Source organism: Pseudomonas sp. zfem002, from assembly GCF_032621685.1.
In the GTDB taxonomy this organism is placed as follows: Bacteria; Pseudomonadota; Gammaproteobacteria; order Pseudomonadales; family Pseudomonadaceae; genus Aquipseudomonas; species Aquipseudomonas japonica.
Window position 1 is genome coordinate 1 of sequence record NZ_JAVYJH010000020.1, and the last position, 16561, is coordinate 16561.

The window sequence follows — 16561 nt, forward strand, 5'->3', positions numbered from 1 at the left end:
CCTGGGTGAACTGGACTGCAAGGGTCATGGTGCGGTGCTCCGGATAGGCGTGGGTGTGTGCAGCGGCCCAGGCCTGGACGACTGTACTGAGGTGTTAAGGAGGGGCGTTCCCTTGTAGGAGCGTGGCTTGCCCGCGAAGGACCGCATGGCGGTCCCCGATAGCGGTGAGGTCCGGGACCGCTGTGCGGTCCTTCGCGGGCAAGCCACGCTCCTACAGCAGAGGGGCGTGGCTAGGTTCTGTCAGCGCCCACCCATGATCGCGATGTAGTCCTGGGTCCAGCGGCTGTACGGCACGAACTTGCCGCCCTCGGCCTGCGGGGTCTTCCAGAAGGCGATCTTGTCGAACTGGTCGAAGCCGTTGGTCTTGCAACCCTCCGCCCCGAGCAGCTCGCTGCCGGTGCAGGCCGCGGGCACCGCCGGCAGCGAGCCGAACCAGGCCGCGACGTCACCCTGGACCTTCGGCTGCAGCGACCAGTCCATCCACTTGTAGGCACAGTTCGGGTGCTTGGCTTCGGCGTGCAGCATGGTGGTGTCCGCCCATCCCGTGGCGCCTTCCTGCGGAATGGTCGAGGCTACCGGCTGGTTGTCGGCCTTCAGGCCGTTGACCATGTAGCCCCAGGAGCTGGACGCGGCCACGCCTTCGTTCTTCACGTCGCTCATCTGCACCGTCGCGTCATGCCAGTAGCGGTGGATCAGCGGCTGTTGCTGGCGCAGCAGGTCGAGCACGGCCTTGTACTGGGTTTCGTTCAGCTCGTAGGGGTTCTGGATGCCCAGCTCAGGCTTGGCCGACTTCAGGTACAGCGCCGCGTCGGCGATGTAGATCGGCCCGTCGTAGGCCTGCACGCGGCCCTTGTTCGGCTTGCCATCGGGCAGGTTCTGCGGCTCGAACACCACGCCCCAGCTGGTCGGCGCCTGCGGGAACACCTTGGTGTTGTACATCAGGACGTTCGGTCCCCACTGGTACGGCGTACCGTAGACCTGCTTGTTGACCACGTACCAAGGCCCGTCCTGCAGGCGCGGGTCGAGGTTCTTCCAGTTGGGGATCAGCGCGGTGTTGATCGGCTGCACGCGCTTGCCGACGATCAGGCGCAGCGAGGCGTCGCCGGAGGCGGTGACCAGGTCGTAGCCGCCCTTGGTCATCAGGCTGACCATCTCGTCGGAGGTGGCAGCGGTCTTCACCGAGACCTTGCAGCCGGTTTCCTTCTCGAAGCCGGTCACCCAGTCGTAGGCCTTGTCGCTCTCACCGCGCTCGATATAGCCCGGCCAGGCGACGATATCCAGCTGGCCTTCGCCGGCACCCACGGCCTTCAACGGTTCGGCGGCCTGCAGGCTGGCGCTGGCCAGCAGGGCGGTGCTCAGGGCGCTGAGCATTGCGGTCTTGTGCACGAACATGGTGTTCCCTCTTGTTCAAATCATTGTCGGGGGCAGGTTGGCAAACGGTGCAGCGGTGCAGCTTGTTGTAGTGCGAACCTCTTCAGGCCAGGGTCTCGCCATGGCGCGCCATGATGTGGCGGACCACGCTGTAGTCCTGCAGCGAGTCGCTGGACAGGTCCTTGCCGTAGCCGGAGCGCTTCAGCCCGCCGTGGGGCATCTCGCTGACCAGCATGAAATGGCTGTTGATCCAGGTGCAGCCGTACTGCAGGCGCGCGGCGATCTGCATGGCTTTGTCGAGGTCGCGGGTCCAGACCGAGGAGGCCAGGCCGTATTCGGAATCGTTGGCCCAGTCCACGGCCTGGGACAGTTCGTCGAAGCGGGTCACGGTGACCACCGGGCCGAACACCTCGCGCTGGACGATCTCGTCGCGCTGCAGGCAGCCAGCCAGCAGGGTCGGCTGGTAATAGTAGCCGGCCCCCGAATGCACGGCGGCGCCGGTGACCCGCTCGATGTGCGGCTGGCTCAGCGCCCGTTCGACAAAGCTGGCCACGCGGTCGCGCTGGCGGGTACTGATCAGCGGGCCGATCTCGTTGTCGGCGTCGCGCTTGCTGGCGAAGCGCAGGCTGCTCACCGCCCAGCCGAGTTCGGCGACCAGCTTGTCGTGGATGCCGGCCTGGGCGTAGATGCGGCAGGCCGCGGTGCAGTCCTGCCCGGCGTTGTAGTAGCCGTAGGTGCGCACGCCCTGGACCACGGCTTCGAGGTCGGCGTCGTTGCAGACGATCACCGGCGCCTTGCCGCCCAGTTCGAGGTGGGTGCGTTTCAGGGTTTTCGAGGCCGCCTGGAGAATCTTCTGCCCGGTGACGATATCGCCGGTCAGCGACACCATGCGCACCCGCGGGTGGCTGACCAGATGGCTGCCGACCCCTTCGCCACCGCCGCAGACGATGTTCAGCACACCCGCCGGCAGCAGCTCGGCGAGGGCCGGCGCCAGCGCCAGGATCGACAGCGGGGTGTGCTCGGACGGCTTGAACACCAGGGTGTTGCCGGCGGCCAGGGCCGGGGCGATCTTCCACGCGGCCATCATGATCGGGTAGTTCCATGGCGCGATGGAGGCGACCACGCCGAGCGGGTCGCGGCGCACCATGCTGGTGTAGCCGGGCACGTATTCCCCGGCCAGTTGCCCGGTCTGGCAGCGCACCGCGCCGGCGAAGAAGCGGAACACGTCGATGGCCGACTCCAGGTCGTCCTGGCGCGCCAGGTGCTGCGGCTTGCCGCAGTTCAGGGCTTCGAGGCGGGCGAGGTGGTCGGCCTGGTGCTGAATGGCATCGGCGATGGCGAGGAGGATGTGCGAACGCTGCTGCGGGGTGGTCCGCGACCAGCCGGCGAACGCGCGGTGGGCCGCCTGGATCGCGCTCTCGACCTGTTCGGTGCTGGCCTCGGCGATAGGGGTCAGGACTTCACCGCTGGCCGGATTGAAGATCGGCTCGGCAATACCGGCGCCAGCAACCAGTTCGCCGTCGATCAGCAAGGCGGTGGACAGCGGGGTCGAGGGCGCGCCGGACATGCGAATTCTCTTTGTTCTGTTTTTATGCGTCGCCCGACAGGGGGGGCGATATTTCTTACAGAGCCTAGAGCGCAGCACGCAGGTCGACAAATTCTAAATACTGAAGGGGGCGTTCGATTAAATCGATAGCTTGCGCCCCGAGCCCGGTTCCCGGGCCACGGTCAGGAACGGATCGACCAGCGCCGGCCGCGCCGTGCCGCGGCGCCAGGCCAGGCCGATATCCAGGGTCTGGCTGAGGTCGGCCAGGGGCCGCGCCTCGATGATGTCGCCTTCCAGCGACCACGGACGGTAGGTCATGTCCGGCTGGATCGACACCCCGAGCCCCGCTGCCACCAGGCTGCGCACCGCCTCGGTGGACGCCGTGCGCAGGCTGATCTGCGCCTGCAGCCCGGCACTGGCCCACATGCGCCGGGCGTTCTGTTCCATCTCGTCGACGTTCAGCTGGATCAGCGGTTCGTCGGCGACATCGGCAAGGCTGATGCTGTCGCGCTCCAGCAGCGGATGCTGGGCCGGCAGCCACAGGCGGTGCGGCGAATGGGTGAGCACTTCGGTCTGCAGGGCCAGGCGGTCCTCCAGGTTGGACAGGATCAGCACCCCGACATCGATCTCGCCGGACACCAGCAGGTGCTCGATGTACGGCCGCTCGTCCTCGGTGACGCGGATTTCCACATTGGGGTAGGCGCGCTGGAAGCGGGTCAGCAGGTCGGCCAGGTAGTAGCCGGCGACCAGGCTGGTCACGCCGATGGTCAACTGCCCGGCGACCTGGTCGGTGCTCTGCTGCAGGCTGCGCTTGGCGTTGTCCACGGTGGCCAGGATCAGGTGCGCCTGGCGCAGGAACTGATGGCCCTGGTGGGTCAGGGTCATGCCCTTGGCATGACGGTTGAACAGGCTGACGCCGATTTCCTGCTCCAGCTGCTGGATCGCCAGGGTCAGGGTGGACTGGGAAATGAACACCGCCTGGGCGGCGGCGGAGATCGAACCGGTTTCCGCGACCGCGATGAAGTGGCGGATCTGGCGCAGGGTCATCATGAGGAGAGGGCTTTCATGAGTTTTCAGGGGTAGGTGCCAGTCTATATCTTTTTTTTCGATGGGCAGGTGCGGGAAACCAATCGGGCGGCGTGCTGCCCAACGGGCTATGGTGACTCCTTGCTCCACCGCAACTGGCCCAGTGACGGGTCCATAACAATAAAGAAAACGGATATTCCCGATGCTTTTTCGCAACAACATCAACGCCCTGCGCGCGCTGGCCGTGATCGCTGTAGTGCTCTTCCATTTCCGCGTTCCCGGCTTCGACGGCGGCTTCGTCGGCGTCGACGTGTTCTTCGTGATCTCCGGCTTCCTGATGACCGGCATCATCGTCGAGGGGCTGCGCCGCAACGCCTTTTCCCTGGTCGCTTTCTACGCTTCGCGGGCGCGGCGGATCATTCCGGCGCTGGCGCTACTGTGCCTGCTGCTGATGCTGTTCGGCTTCGTCTACCTGCCGCTGGACGACTACCGCGAACTGCTGCGCACGGCGAAGAACAGCCTGCTGTTCACCTCCAACCTGCATTTTGCCGAGGACGGCGACTACTTCTCCGCACCGCTGCACGAGAACTGGCTGCTGCACACCTGGTCGCTGTCGGTGGAAATGCAGTTCTACCTGTTCTATCCGGTGCTGCTGGCGCTGCTCTTTCGCCTGTTCGGCGAGCGCGGCGTGACCTGGGCTCTGGTGCTGCTCTGCGCCGCGTCGCTGGCGGCGTCGGTGCTGCTGACCGAAAGCCGTCCGGTGGCGGCGTTCTACCTGCTGCCGACCCGGGCCTGGGAGATGCTGCTGGGTGGTCTGGTCTTTCTCTTTCCGCTGACGCTGTCGCGGGCTGGCCAGGTGGCGTGCGAGGTCACCGGCCTGGCGCTGGTCCTGCTCGCGGTGCTGGTGTTTTCCGGGCAGGATCCGTGGCCGGGGTATCTTGCCGTGCTGCCGGCACTGGGCGCGGCGCTGGTGATCCAGGCCAACAGCCGTTCGTTGTTCAGTCGCACCGCGGCGTTGCAGTGGGTCGGGCGGATCTCCTACTCGGTGTATCTGTGGCACTGGCCGCTGGTGGTGTTTCTCTACACCTGCGGCCTGCTCGGCAGCGCGCCCCACGTGCTGGCGGCGCTGCTGTTGACCTTCGCCCTCGGCGCCGCCTCGTACCGCTGGGTGGAGTCGCCGGCGCGCCAGCGTCGTTCGCCGTCGCGCACCTTGCTGCGCCACACCAGCCTCGCCCTGGGCCTGGTGGTGATCGCTGCCGTCGGCGGTTCGCTGGTGAAGAAGTACCCGCAGATGCGCTTCGCCTTCGTCGACAACGAACGCCCGCGCTACCTCAGTGAGTTGTACAGCCGCGAATGCGCTCAGGACCCGGCGGACGCCGAGGTGGTCGACTGCCGGCTGGGGACTGGCGAGGTGCGGGTGATCCTGTTCGGCGACAGCCATGCCGAATCCAGCGCGGCTGCGGTGCAGGTGGGCAATCGCGAGGCGGCGCTGTCGTGGTCGCGGGGTGGTTGCCCGACCCTGATCGACTTCCAGATGCAGGACCGCGAACTGGAGCGCAAATGCCACGCCTTCAACCAGCGCAAGCTCGACCTGCTCAAGCATGAATACCCTGGCGTGCCGGTGGTGTTGCTCAGCCGCGCGGCGCTGTATTCGGACAATCGCCGGGAAAACCGCTTCCGCGTGTACTTCCAGGGGCAGCGCAACCTCGATGAGCCGACCTTCGCCCGGGCTTTCGACGAGGAGTATGCCCGCACCGTGTGCTCGATCGCCGAGCAGCGGCCGGTGTACATCGTCCGGCCGATTCCGGAGATGCCGGTCAGCGTCTACAAGGGGCTCAACCTGCAGGCGCGGATCCTCGGCAGCAAGGCGGATATCTCGGTGCCACTGGAGGCGTACCGCGAGCGCAACCGGCGGGCCAACGAAGCCATCGACTTCGCTGCCCGGCGTTGCCAGGTGCAGGTGCTGGATCCGGCGCCGTGGCTGTGCCCGAACGGGCAGTGCATGGGCTCGCTGGAGGGGCGCGCGCTGTACTTCGACGACAACCACCTGGTGGATTCGGGGAACCGGCAGTTGCAGGGGATGTTCAGGGATTTCTTCTGATCGTTGCCATAGCGGCGCCGTCTGCCCCTCGGTCCGCTTCAGGGCTCCAGGCCGATGCCCCGCAGCACCACCGCCGTGATGGTCTGCACCGCCTGCTCGAACTGTTCGTCACTCAACGGCTGATGGCCGTTGAGGGCCCGCACCTGGTAGTCGAAGTCGGCATAGTGCTGGGTCGAGGCCCAGATCAGGTACAGCAAGGCAAACGGCGCGATCGGCTTGATCCGCTTCTCCTCGACCCACTGGCGGATCTTGTTCTCCTTGAACTTCGCCCCGGCGAACAGGTGTTCGTCGAGGATGTCGCGGAACAGCGGGGCGCCATGCATGATTTCGTTGGCCCAGAGCTTCGAGCCGTGAGGACGGGTGCGTGAGTGGGTCATCTTTTCCCGCACGTAGCTGGTCAGCACCACCCTGGGGTCGTCGAAGTGGGCGAAGCAGGCGCCTTCCTTTTCCCAGACGTTGAGCAGGTTGACCAGCACCTCGCGGTACAGCTCGTCCTTGGTGGTGAAGTAGTAGTGCAGGTTGGAGCGCGGCAGGTCGGCGCGCCTGGCGATATCGGACATGGACGTGCCCGCATGGCCCTGTTCGGCGAACACCTGCTCGGCAACCAGGAGGATTTTCTCGACGTTCTTGCGGCGAATGTTGATCTTGTGATTGCTCATTCCATTCCCGGCCAGGGGTAAGTTGTTCAGGTTCAGACGCCCGATCGCGGGCGTGGCGCCACATCCTGTGGCGCGGATTGGCATCCTGTCGCGATCAGGCAAGGACGGCATTGCCCCGGGTCAGGGCGCGCGGCGATAGATTTCCCCGTACATCGGCCAGTGATCGGAGACACCCTGCGGGTACTGGCCGCCTTCGAAACGCGCCGGCGAGCCCCACTGGTTGACCTGGTACGGGCTGTCCTTGGGCGTGCGGATGCTGGCGCTGTCCACTTTCCAGCCATTGAAGCCGTTGCCGGTCATTTCCCTGGGGAACAGCAGGATGTCGAAGAACGACCACTGCCGCTCGCGATGATAGTAGTAGCTGCCCTTGCACGTGTCGCAGCCGATCAGGTGCGACACGCTCCAGGTGCTGGCCAGGCCGTTGGCGATGTAGTGGTGCTGGCGTTCCTCGCCGGCATTGATATTGAAGTCGCCGCCGACGATCGGCAGCACGTCCGCCGGCAACTGGCGCTTGAGCTCGGCCAGATACTCCACCGCCTGGCGGCGCAGGTAGCCTGGCCCGCCACCGGACGGCAGGTGCACGGCGAACACCGAGGCCTTCTGGCCGTCCGGCAGCAGCAGGCGTACTTCGAGGATGCCCCGGGTCTTGCCGGTCTTGTCCGAGCTGTCGCCGTGCTCGTTGCGGTACGGCACGCGATGCAGGATCGGCTCGCCCCACTGCGGCAGGCGACTGAGCACGGCGGTGTCGATGCCGCGCTCGTCCCAGCCTTCGAGCAGCACCCGGGTCTGGTAGCCGGAGGTGTCCAGGCGGGCATTGAGCAGCTCCACCACGGTACGGTTTTCCACCTCCTCCAGCAGCAGGATGTCCGGGCCGCGACCGGCATCGATCTGCTGGATCACCGCCGCCAGGCGGGTGAGTTTTTCGGTGAGCCGGGCATCGCTCCAGTCGTTGTTCTCGCACTCGTCGCGCCAGGCCTGCACGTTGATAGTGGCGCAGGTCGCCAGCCATTCCGGGTGCGCCTGCTTCAGGTCCAAGGGCAGGTAGGCGAAGTCTTCCTTGCCGGCGTCGTGGACGGTGTCGAAGAGGTTCTCGACGTTCCAGGTCATCAGCGAAACACGGTGTTCGCCCTGCGGCGGAGCGGGCGTGGAGGCACAGCCGGCGAGGCCGAGGGCGAGCAGCAGGGGCAGGTGGCGCAAGGGCAGGGGGATCATGGTGTTCATATTTCTCAGTCTTATCCAATCGATTTGCACCCATTTCTCGTAGGAGCTGGCTTGTCGTGTGACGAACCACTGCGATGGACCGCGCAGCGGTCCCTGATAGCGGTGAGTTCTGGGACCGCTGTGCGGTCCTTCGCAGGCAAGCCAGCTCCTACAAGGGGGGGGCGCGCCGTCAGGCGCCGGGGCGACCGGCGACCAATGCCGCGTTGAGCAGTTGCGCAAGGCGCACCGAGGCCAATTGCACCTGCTTCTCGGCCACCGGCACGAAGGTGCTCATGTACTGCGCGTCGATGCCGTCGCCAGCGCCCCCGGGCTTCTCGTTCATCAGCTTGTCGCCGCGGCTGTAGTCCTTGCCGGTGCGGTTGTACTCGATGGTCCTGGCGGCGTAGTCGACACCGCCGTCATCATCGTCATCGCCCTGGGCGCGGTGGGTCGGCAGCTTGCGTTTGTTCTCGGCTTTCTGCGGGTAGATGCCGTCGTCGCGAACGATGCGGCAGGCCTGCTGCGACCATTGCGCCGGATCGCTGGAATCGACGCCGGGCAGGCTGGCCTGCAGCCTGTCGGCGTAGGCCTTGACGTCCAGCTGCGCCGAGCCGAGCAGGAAGTCGTCCCAGACCTGGCGCAGGTTGTAGGTCCTGCCCCCGGCCTTGACCGGAAAGTCGTAGCCGCCCTTGTCGTCCTTGAAGCTGTTGTTCAGCGGCGAACTGGCATCGCTGCTGTGGTGGATCAGGAACAGCAGGGCCATCAGCCGGGTCTGGTTGGGCGCCTTGGGGTCGGCGAGGGCGGCGCGATTCTGTTCGATGGCGGCCACGCTGCAGGCCCCGCCGGGGCAGTCGCGGGGTGGCTGGAAGGTGCAGTCGTCGGCTTGGTAGATGACCAGGCGCTGGTTTCTGGTCTGTTCCCACAGCGCCCTGGTCTGCGGGTTCTGGTCCAGGTTGCCGGCCCAGTTGGCGACCACGGCGAAGTCGTTCTGCTTTATCAGGCCCAGCAGGCGCATGGCCTCGGCCCTGGCTGCCGGGGTCAACTGACGCTGGGCCAGTTCACCGACCAGGGCGGTGCCTTGCTGGCCCCAGGCGAACACCTGGCCAGCCCACAGGCCGGCGAGCAGCGCCAGGCCGTTGCGGAGGGATTTGCTAACAGTCACTTGCAGGTTCTCCTTGGAGGGCATTGAGGAACGAGCGGCCATGGGCCAGGGCGGGCAGGGCGAAGAACGCCGCGAGGGTCTGGCCGATGTCGGCGAAGCTGTCCCGGGCACCCAGGCTGCCGGCGCTCACGCCGTTGCCCCAGGCCAGCACGGGAATGTGCTCGCGGGTGTGGTCGCTGCCCGGCGCGCTGGGGTCGCAGCCGTGGTCGGCGGCGAGGATCAGCAGGTCGTCCGCGCCCATGCTCGCCAGCAGTCGTGGCAAGCGGCGGTCGAAGGCTTCGAGGGCGGCGGCGTAGCCTTCGATATCGCGGCGGTGACCGTAGAGCATGTCGAAGTCGACGAAGTTGCTGAACACCAGGGTGTTGTCCGGCGCCTCGGCGAGGGCCTGCAGGGTGGTGTCGAACAGGGCGTCGTTGCCGTCGGCCTGGTACAGGCGGCTGATGCCCTGGTGGGCGAAGATATCGCCGATCTTGCCCACGCCGAACACCTGGCCGCCGGCCGCGCAGAGGTGGTCGAGCAGGGTCGGCGCCGGTGGCGGCACCGAGTAGTCGCGGCGCTTGCCGGTCCGCTGGAAGCTGGCCGCGTCCGCGCCGCGGAACGGTCGGGCGATGACCCGGCCGATGGTGTACGGGTCGCACAGCTCGCGGGCCAGTTCGCACAGGGCGTACAGGCGCTGCAGGCCGAACTGCTCTTCATGGGCGGCGATCTGCAGCACGCTGTCCGCCGAGGTGTAGACGATCGGCTTGCCGCTGCGCAGGTGCTCCTCGCCCAGTTGTTCGATGATCGTGGTGCCCGAGGCATGGCAGTTGCCGAGGATGCCGGGCAGGCCGCCGCGGGCGACCAGGGCATCGAGCAGGGCGGGGGGAAAGCTGTTCTCCAGCGCCGGGAAATAGCCCCAGTCGAACAATACCGGCACTCCGGCCATTTCCCAGTGCCCGGACGGCGTGTCCTTGCCGCTGGAGCGTTCCCGGGCATAACCCCAGGCCCCCTCGACGGCGATATCGGCAGCGAAGCCCGGCGGCAGGGTGCCGCCGCTCAGCGCCGCCGCATGGCCCAGGCCGAGGCGGGTGAGGTTGGGCAACTGCAACGGCCGGCCGTCACGGGCACGGGCCTCGGCGATATGCAGCAGGGTATTCGCCCCGGCATCGCCGAAGTGCTCGGCATCGGCGCTGGCGCCAATGCCGAAGGAGTCGAGGACCAGCAGCAGGGCGCGTTTCATGCGGGCTCCAGGCACAGGCCGGAAATCAGTGCCGGCGCCTCGTAGGGCACGCTGGCGATGGTGTAGGCCGCCCGCACCGCCGCCGCCGCGCGCTCGGCCTGCTCCAGGTCACGGGCATGCACCAGCGCCAGCGGCCGGTTGGGCCCCACCGCCTCGCCGGGGAAGCACAGCTGGCTCAGGCCCACTGCCGGGTCGATCGGGTCCTGGGGATTGCGCCGGCCGCCACCGAGACAGACCACCGCCAGGCCGATTTCCCGGGTATCGATGCGTTGCACGATACCGGCTTGCGGGGCCACCACCGGGAACACCAGCGGCGCCGCCGGCAGATGGTTGTGCGGGCGCTCGACGAGGTCCGCCGGGCCGCCCAGGGCCGCGACCATGCGCGAAAATCGTTGCAGCGCCGCGCCGCTCTTCCATGCCTTCAGCAACTGCTCGCGGGCCAGTTCGGCACTGCTGGCGAGCCCGGCGCAGAGCAGGGTCTGTTCGGCCAGCGCGAGGGTGACCTCCCACAGCCGCTGACTGCGCACTTCGCCGCGCAGCAGGGCGATGGCTTCTTCGACTTCGAGGGCATTACCCGCCGAACGCGCCAGTGGCTGGCTCATGTCGGTGATCAGCGCGCGGGTACGCACACCGGCGCCATTGGCCACGGCGACGATGCTTTCGGCCAGGGCCGCGGCATCGCTGGCCTGGGCCATGAACGCACCGTTGCCGACCTTGACGTCGATCAGCAGCACATCGAGTCCCGCCGCCAGCTTCTTGCTGAGGATCGAGGTGATGATCAGGTCGATCGACTCCACGGTGCCGGTGGTGTCACGGATGGCGTAGAGACGCTTGTCCGCCGGGGCCAGGTCGTGGGTCTGGCCGATGATGGCGCAGCCGACGCTGGTCACCACCTCGCGCAGGCGGGCCATGTCCGGCTGGCTGTCGTAGCCGGGGATGCTGTCGAGCTTGTCGAGGGTGCCACCGGTATGGCCGAGGCCGCGTCCGGAGATCATCGGCACATAGCAGCCGCAGGCGGCCAGCAGGGGCGCCAGGGGCAGGCTGACCAGGTCGCCGATGCCGCCGGTGGAGTGCTTGTCCACCACCGGGCCGGGCAGGTGCCAGCTCAGCACCCGGCCGGAGTCACGCATGGCCGAGGCCAGGGCGATGCGTTCAGCGACATTCAGGCCCTTGAGCAGCACGGCCATGGCGAAGGCGGCGACCTGGCCTTCGCTGATGCTGAAGTCGGTGATGCCGCTGACGAAGCGGCGGATATCGGCATCGTCGAGCACTTTGCCGTCACGTTTGCGACGAATCACTTCCTGCGCCAGCCAGACCATCAGTAGCGCCCTCCGTGATCGGCCAGCGCCGGGACGCCGAGCCGCTGCAGGAGGTCGTCGAGCAGGCTGGAGGCGCCGAAGCGCAGGTGCCGGGGCGAGATCCACCGTGCACCGTTGATGCCTTCGGCCAGTTCCACATAGACCCGGGCATCGGCCAGGGTCCTGATGCCCCCGGCCGGCTTCAGGCCGACATTGACGCCGCTGGCGGCGATGCATTCGAGCATGATCCGCGCCGCCTCGGCGGTGGCGTTGACCGCGACCTTGCCGGTGCTGGTCTTGATGAAGTCGGCACCGGCCTCGATGGCGTCCAGGCTGGCCTGGCGGATCAGCGCCGGATCGGCCAGTTCGCCGGTTTCCAGGATCACCTTGAGCAGCGCCCGATCGGCGCACAGGGCCTTGCAGGCGCGGACCAGGGCGAAACCGCTGTCGGCATCGCCGGCCAGCAGCGCCCGCCAGGGATAGACCACGTCGATCTCGTCGGCGCCGTCGCCGAGGGCCTGGCGGGTCTGTTCGAGGACCTCGGCGAGGGGCGCGGTACCGGCCGGGAAGTTGGTCACGGTGGCCACCGCCACGGTCTGCCCGCCCAGGGCATCGAGGGTGCGCCGCGCCAGGGCGACGAAGCGCGGGTAGACGCACACTGCGGCCACCGGTCCGAGCGCGGTCAGGGCGCGCTGGCAGAGAGCGACGATGCGTGCGTCGCTGTCATCGTCGTTGAGCGAGGTGAGGTCCAGCAGCGCAATGATGTTGCGTGCCAGGGTTGCATCGAGTTCTGTCATATCGGCTTCACGGGAATTCATGGGTTCAGGTTCACAGGGCCAGGAAGACCCCGGCGATTGCCGCGCTCATCAGGTTGGACAGGGTGCCCGCCGCCACTGCCTTGAGGCCGAGCCGGGCGATATCGGCGCGCTGCTCCGGCGCCATCATCCCCAGGCTGCCGAGCTGGATGCCGATGGACGCCAGGTTGGCGAAGCCGCACAGGGCGAAGGTGACGATCGCCTGGGTCTGCGCTGACAGCACGGCCACGCCTCTGGCGGCGGCTTGCGCCGGGTCGAGGTGACTGGCGAAGTCGACGTAGGCGACGAATTCGTTGAGCACCAGTTTTTCCCCGATCAGCCCGCCCGCGGTAATCGCCTCATGCCAGGGCACACCCAGTACGAAGGCTAGCGGAGCCAGCAGGTAGCCGAGGAGCAATTGCAGGGTCAGGTGCGGGAAGCCGAACCAGTCGCCGGTCCAGCCGAGCAGACCGTTGAGCAGGGCGATCAGGGCAATGAAGGTCAGCAGCATGGCGCCGACGTTGAGGGCCAGGTGCAGGCCGGCGGAGGCGCCGAGGGCGGCGGCGTCGATGACGTTGGCCGGCGTGCTGCCCGGCTCGTCCGGCAGGTCGTCCGGGTCGTCGTGGAGCTGCTGCGTTTCCGGCTCCATCAGCTTGGCCATCAGCAGGCCGCCGGGGGCGGCCATGAAGCTGGCGGCGATCAGGTATTTCAGCTCGACCCCCAGGCTGGCATAGCCGATCAGCACCGAGCCGGCCACCGACGCCATGCCGCCCGCCATCACCGCGAACAGCTGGGAACGAGTCAGGCGACGGACGAAGGGGCGGATGACCATCGGCGCTTCGGTCTGGCCGACGAAGATGTTCGCCGTGGCCGCCATCGCTTCGGTGCGGCTGGTGCCCAGCACCCGCTGCAGGCCGCCGCCGATCACACGAATGACCAAGTGCATGATCCCCAGGTAATAGAGCACGGCGATGAAGCTGCTGAAGAACACGATCAGCGGCAACACGCGAATGGCGAAGACGAAGCCGCCGTTGCCGAACACTTCCTGCATCCTGGCGCTGCTCAGGCCGCCGAAGATGAAGTCGATGCCCTGGTTGGCGTAGCCCTGCAACGAGCCCACCGAGTCGGAAATCCCGGCCAGCGTGCTTTGGCCCCAGGGCACATAGAGGGCGAAAGCGCCCAGCCCGGCCTGCACGGCGAAGGCCGCGCCGACGGTACGCAAGCGAATGGCCCTGCGGTTGCTGGACAGCGCCACGGCCAACAGCAACAGCACCACGATACCGATGAGACCCATCGATGGTTCCCCAGAAGATTCACGTCGAAGGCCGCCGACCTCTGTGGCCGGTCGGCGTGTTTTGTCAGAACTCGCTGAAGGCGCCGGGCAGCAGTTGCCCGACGGTCCAGTGCCGGGTCGCGGTGGCGTCATGGCCGACCCCGATCACCGGGCACTCGGGGTCCAGCAGCTCGATCATCACCTGGCGGCATGCGCCGCACGGGGAGATCACCGGCAAGCCGCGGGCGTACACCAGCAGCGCCTTGAAGCTCCCGGGCGCGAGTCCCTGGCTGATGGCGTTGAACAGCGCGCTGCGCTCGGCGCAGTTGCTCAGGCCGTAGGACACGTTCTCGACGTTGCAGCCGCGGATGATCGCGCCGTCGGCGGTCAGCAGTGCGCTACCCACGGGGAACTCCGAGTACGGGCACCAGGCGCTGTCGGCGGCGGCGATGGCATGGGGCAGCAGGCGATGCTGCAGGGCCTGCCAGTCTTCAGGGCGCATTCCCGGCGACCTCCGCGGCAACCTTGCGGATGCGTTGCTGGGCCTGGGCGAAACCGACCGGCTGACCGGCACGATCGCGCTCCTGCAGGTAGGCGATCATCGCGTCGAGATCGTTGATGCCGGTATCGAGGCGGTCGCGGGCTTGCTTGAGCACGCTGAAGTTGTCGCCGCCCTCGGCGAGGAAGGCGTTCATGACGATGCGGTAGTCCTGTTCGGGCTGCACCGCCTGGCCATCGACCGTCAGGCTGTCGAGCAGTACGCGCTGGCCTTTGGGCCGGCTGTCATCGAAGCGGTAGTTCAGTGACGCCGAGGGTTGCAGCGGGTAGAACCCCGCGCCGCCGTCCTGCCATTGCTGCTCCAGCAGGGCATGCAACTGTGCGCCGCTGAGGGTGACCAGGGTCAGGCTGTTGTTGAACGGCTGCACCGTGGCGACCTGGCCGTAGTTCACCTGCTCCTGGCCTTCGTCGAGGTTGATGTCCATGCGCATGCCGCCCTGGTTCATCAAGGCCACCTGGGCGCCGAGGGCGCGGGTAGCGGCAAGCTGCGAGTCGGCGATCAGGTCGCCCATCGGCGACTCACCGGCCTCGTTGGTGACGCGCAGCACTTCGCGGGCAGCCAGGCGGGCGACCGGCTTGCCCAGTTGCGCCTGGCTGCGGCGTTGCACCTCGGCCAGCAACGGTACGACCTCGGGGCTGGCGCTGTAGCGCTGGGCGTCGATTACCAGGTTGCTCGCCTTGACGTCGAGCAACTGGTGCCTGGCGGTATCCACGGTCAGGGTCAGCCGGGTCAGCAGGCGGCCGAACGAGGCGCCCTGGGTCACCAGCTTGTCGCCGACGCGGCACAGGTAGCCTTCGTGGGTGTGGGCGGTGACCACTACCTTGATCTGCGGGTCGAGACGCTTGGCCACTTCCACCACATCGCCGCTGAGTTGGCTGCAATCCTGCTGGTCGAAGCGCTCGGGGGTGGCACCACCCTGGTGGATCACCGCGACGATCGCATCGACCTTCTGCCGGCGCAGTTCCGGCAGCAGGGCGTTGATCGCCTCGGCCTCGTCGAGGGTGTAGAGGCCGTCCATGTGCCTGGCGCTGACATAGGCGCCGACATCGCGCAGGGTGGCGCCGACGAAGGCGATCTTCGCGCCGTGGGCCTGCTCGATGTGGTAGCCGGCGAACAGCGGTTTTCCGCTGTGCTTGTCCATGAGGTTGGCGGAGATGTAGGGGAAGCCGGCGCCCTGGTAGTCCTTGTCGAACTGGCAGGCCTGCTCGGCACGCGCGGACTGGCAGCCGCCCTCGATCTGGCGCAGCAGCTCGCCCTTGCCCTGGTCCAGCTCATGATTACCGACCACGGAGAACTTCAGGCCGAGCAGCTGCAGCGCCTTCAGGCTCGGCTCGTCGGCCCACATCGAGGAAATCGGTGGACTGCCGCCGATCATGTCGCCGGCGCCGATCAGCAGCAGTTGCGGGTCTTGCTGGCGCAGCTCGGCCAGGGCGCCGCTGAGGGCCGCCAGGCCGCCGGCCTTGAGCTTCACGCTGCCACTCGCGCCCGGGTACTGCAGCGGACTGGCCAGGAGGTTGCCGTGGAAGTCGTTGAGGGCCGCGATCGTGACCTCGACCGGCGCCGGGGCTTTCTCGCAGCCGCTGACCAGCAACAGCGTGGCCAGCAACAGGGACAGCGGGCGTACAGCATGACGGGTGCGGGACATGATGATTCTCGGCCTCTCAGGCGGGTTGCAGGCTGGTGGCCGGAGCGGCGACCGTCTTGCTGGCGAACGGAGTACCCATGCCGGCGCGCAGCAGGAGCATCTTCAGGTGGTCGTTGATCAGTTCCAGGCGGTCTTGCAGGTGGTTGTTGAACACCAGGCCGACCAGGGCGATGGCGATACCCAGGGCCGTGGCGTACAGCGCGGTGCCGATGCCGCGGGAGACTTCGCCGGGATCGGAAACGCCGGCTTCGGCGAGGGCCTTGAAGGTATCGATGATGCCGAGGATGGTACCGAGCAAGCCGAGCAGCGGCGCACCGGCAACCACGGCTTCGAGGATCCACAGCCCCTGGGACAGCTTGCCGCGCATGGCGATGTAGATGGCCTGGCCGAGGTCTTCCAGCTCATGCTGCGAATGCACCTGGCCGCGGCCTTCGAACAGCTGGCGCAGCAGTTCCAGGGGCAGGCTGTCGCGCTGGCGCAGCTCGGCGGGGAGCTCGTCGAAATAGCGGGTTTTCCTGTGCAGGGCCGCCTCCAGGCCGCGCGCCTTGCGCAGGTTGTAGGCGAAGAAGATCCCCCGTTCCACCACCACGAAGGCGGCCAGGGCGGCGGCGCCGTACAGGATGTAGAAGGTGATGGCGTGGAGCAGGTCCATGTTCATGCTGGGTTACCTCGGGTGCTGGGCATGGCCGGGACCGGCGTGATCGCCGG

General features: G+C 67.2%; 14 protein-coding genes. 1 reads left to right on the forward strand and 13 read right to left on the reverse strand.

Annotated features, from left to right (window positions below; genetic code table 11):
* Nucleotides 1–240: 240 nt before the first annotated feature.
* From ydcS to RTI28_RS20910, 3 genes are all read right to left on the reverse strand, one after another.
* Nucleotides 241–1392: a putative ABC transporter substrate-binding protein YdcS gene (gene ydcS / locus RTI28_RS20900; protein ID WP_316922197.1), complete on the reverse strand. Its 1152-nt coding sequence runs from the start codon at nt 1390–1392 to the stop codon at nt 241–243.
* Between the two features lie 82 nt (nt 1393–1474).
* On the reverse strand, nt 1475–2938 hold the full coding sequence (locus tag RTI28_RS20905) for a gamma-aminobutyraldehyde dehydrogenase (protein WP_316922198.1): 1464 nt from the start codon (nt 2936–2938) through the stop codon (nt 1475–1477).
* A 117-nt stretch (nt 2939–3055) separates the two neighbouring features.
* Nucleotides 3056–3967 (reverse strand): LysR family transcriptional regulator, encoded by a 912-nt coding sequence (locus RTI28_RS20910; RefSeq protein WP_316922199.1) that lies wholly within the window; start codon nt 3965–3967, stop codon nt 3056–3058.
* A 178-nt stretch (nt 3968–4145) separates the two neighbouring features.
* Here RTI28_RS20910 and RTI28_RS20915 point away from each other — a divergent pair, with 178 nt between their 5' ends.
* Nucleotides 4146–6044 carry an acyltransferase family protein gene (locus tag RTI28_RS20915; protein WP_316922200.1) on the forward strand — a complete coding sequence of 633 codons (1899 nt, stop codon included), beginning with the start codon at nt 4146–4148 and terminating at the stop codon, nt 6042–6044.
* A 38-nt stretch (nt 6045–6082) separates the two neighbouring features.
* Here RTI28_RS20915 and RTI28_RS20920 read toward each other — a convergent pair whose 3' ends face one another.
* From RTI28_RS20920 to RTI28_RS20965, 10 genes are all read right to left on the reverse strand, one after another.
* Nucleotides 6083–6703, reverse strand: a complete 621-nt coding sequence (locus RTI28_RS20920) for a TetR/AcrR family transcriptional regulator (RefSeq protein WP_316922201.1) — start codon at nt 6701–6703, stop codon at nt 6083–6085.
* A 120-nt stretch (nt 6704–6823) separates the two neighbouring features.
* The gene (locus RTI28_RS20925; RefSeq protein WP_316922202.1) at nt 6824–7924 is read right to left on the reverse strand and encodes an endonuclease/exonuclease/phosphatase family protein; all 1101 of its coding nucleotides are present in this window, start codon (nt 7922–7924) and stop codon (nt 6824–6826) included.
* Nucleotides 7925–8093: 169 nt separating this feature from the next.
* On the reverse strand, nt 8094–9065 hold the full coding sequence (locus tag RTI28_RS20930) for a S1/P1 nuclease (RefSeq protein ID WP_316922203.1): 972 nt from the start codon (nt 9063–9065) through the stop codon (nt 8094–8096).
* The gene (locus RTI28_RS20935; RefSeq protein WP_316922204.1) at nt 9055–10284 is read right to left on the reverse strand and encodes a phosphopentomutase; all 1230 of its coding nucleotides are present in this window, start codon (nt 10282–10284) and stop codon (nt 9055–9057) included. Before RTI28_RS20935 ends, RTI28_RS20930 begins: the two co-directional genes overlap by 11 nt.
* Entirely contained in the window at nt 10281–11603 is a 1323-nt protein-coding gene (deoA, locus tag RTI28_RS20940; RefSeq protein WP_316922205.1) for a thymidine phosphorylase, read from the reverse strand. Before deoA ends, RTI28_RS20935 begins: the two co-directional genes overlap by 4 nt.
* A complete protein-coding gene (gene deoC, locus RTI28_RS20945) occupies nt 11603–12379 on the reverse strand; it encodes a deoxyribose-phosphate aldolase (protein ID WP_316922206.1) in 777 nt (258 codons plus the stop codon). Before deoC ends, deoA begins: the two co-directional genes overlap by 1 nt.
* Before the next feature lie 31 nt (nt 12380–12410).
* Complete coding sequence (locus tag RTI28_RS20950; RefSeq protein ID WP_316922207.1) at nt 12411–13670, reverse strand: NupC/NupG family nucleoside CNT transporter; 1260 nt, start codon at nt 13668–13670, stop codon at nt 12411–12413.
* Nucleotides 13671–13734: 64 nt separating this feature from the next.
* The gene (locus tag RTI28_RS20955) at nt 13735–14151 is read right to left on the reverse strand and encodes a cytidine deaminase (RefSeq protein WP_316922208.1); all 417 of its coding nucleotides are present in this window, start codon (nt 14149–14151) and stop codon (nt 13735–13737) included.
* A complete protein-coding gene (locus RTI28_RS20960; RefSeq protein WP_316922209.1) occupies nt 14141–15853 on the reverse strand; it encodes a bifunctional metallophosphatase/5'-nucleotidase in 1713 nt (570 codons plus the stop codon). Before RTI28_RS20960 ends, RTI28_RS20955 begins: the two co-directional genes overlap by 11 nt.
* Before the next feature lie 16 nt (nt 15854–15869).
* Nucleotides 15870–16511 (reverse strand): MotA/TolQ/ExbB proton channel family protein, encoded by a 642-nt coding sequence (locus tag RTI28_RS20965; protein WP_316922210.1) that lies wholly within the window; start codon nt 16509–16511, stop codon nt 15870–15872.
* Between the last annotated feature and the right edge of the window lie 50 nt (nt 16512–16561).

Bases quoted from the DNA above. Each gene is read 5' to 3' on its own strand.
- ydcS (WP_316922197.1), bottom strand. From the start codon at position 1,392: ATGTTCGTGCACAAGACCGCAATGCTCAGCGCCCTGAGCACCGCCCTG.
- RTI28_RS20905 (WP_316922198.1), bottom strand. From the start codon at position 2,938: ATGTCCGGCGCGCCCTCGACCCCGCTGTCCACCGCCTTGCTGATCGAC.
- RTI28_RS20910 (WP_316922199.1), bottom strand. From the start codon at position 3,967: ATGATGACCCTGCGCCAGATCCGCCACTTCATCGCGGTCGCGGAAACC.
- RTI28_RS20915 (WP_316922200.1), top strand. From the start codon at position 4,146: ATGCTTTTTCGCAACAACATCAACGCCCTGCGCGCGCTGGCCGTGATC.
- RTI28_RS20920 (WP_316922201.1), bottom strand. From the start codon at position 6,703: ATGAGCAATCACAAGATCAACATTCGCCGCAAGAACGTCGAGAAAATC.
- RTI28_RS20925 (WP_316922202.1), bottom strand. From the start codon at position 7,924: ATGAACACCATGATCCCCCTGCCCTTGCGCCACCTGCCCCTGCTGCTC.
- RTI28_RS20935 (WP_316922204.1), bottom strand. From the start codon at position 10,284: ATGAAACGCGCCCTGCTGCTGGTCCTCGACTCCTTCGGCATTGGCGCC.
- deoA (WP_316922205.1), bottom strand. From the start codon at position 11,603: ATGGTCTGGCTGGCGCAGGAAGTGATTCGTCGCAAACGTGACGGCAAA.
- deoC (WP_316922206.1), bottom strand. From the start codon at position 12,379: ATGACAGAACTCGATGCAACCCTGGCACGCAACATCATTGCGCTGCTG.
- RTI28_RS20950 (WP_316922207.1), bottom strand. From the start codon at position 13,670: ATGGGTCTCATCGGTATCGTGGTGCTGTTGCTGTTGGCCGTGGCGCTG.
- RTI28_RS20955 (WP_316922208.1), bottom strand. From the start codon at position 14,151: ATGCGCCCTGAAGACTGGCAGGCCCTGCAGCATCGCCTGCTGCCCCAT.
- RTI28_RS20960 (WP_316922209.1), bottom strand. From the start codon at position 15,853: ATGTCCCGCACCCGTCATGCTGTACGCCCGCTGTCCCTGTTGCTGGCC.
- RTI28_RS20965 (WP_316922210.1), bottom strand. From the start codon at position 16,511: ATGAACATGGACCTGCTCCACGCCATCACCTTCTACATCCTGTACGGC.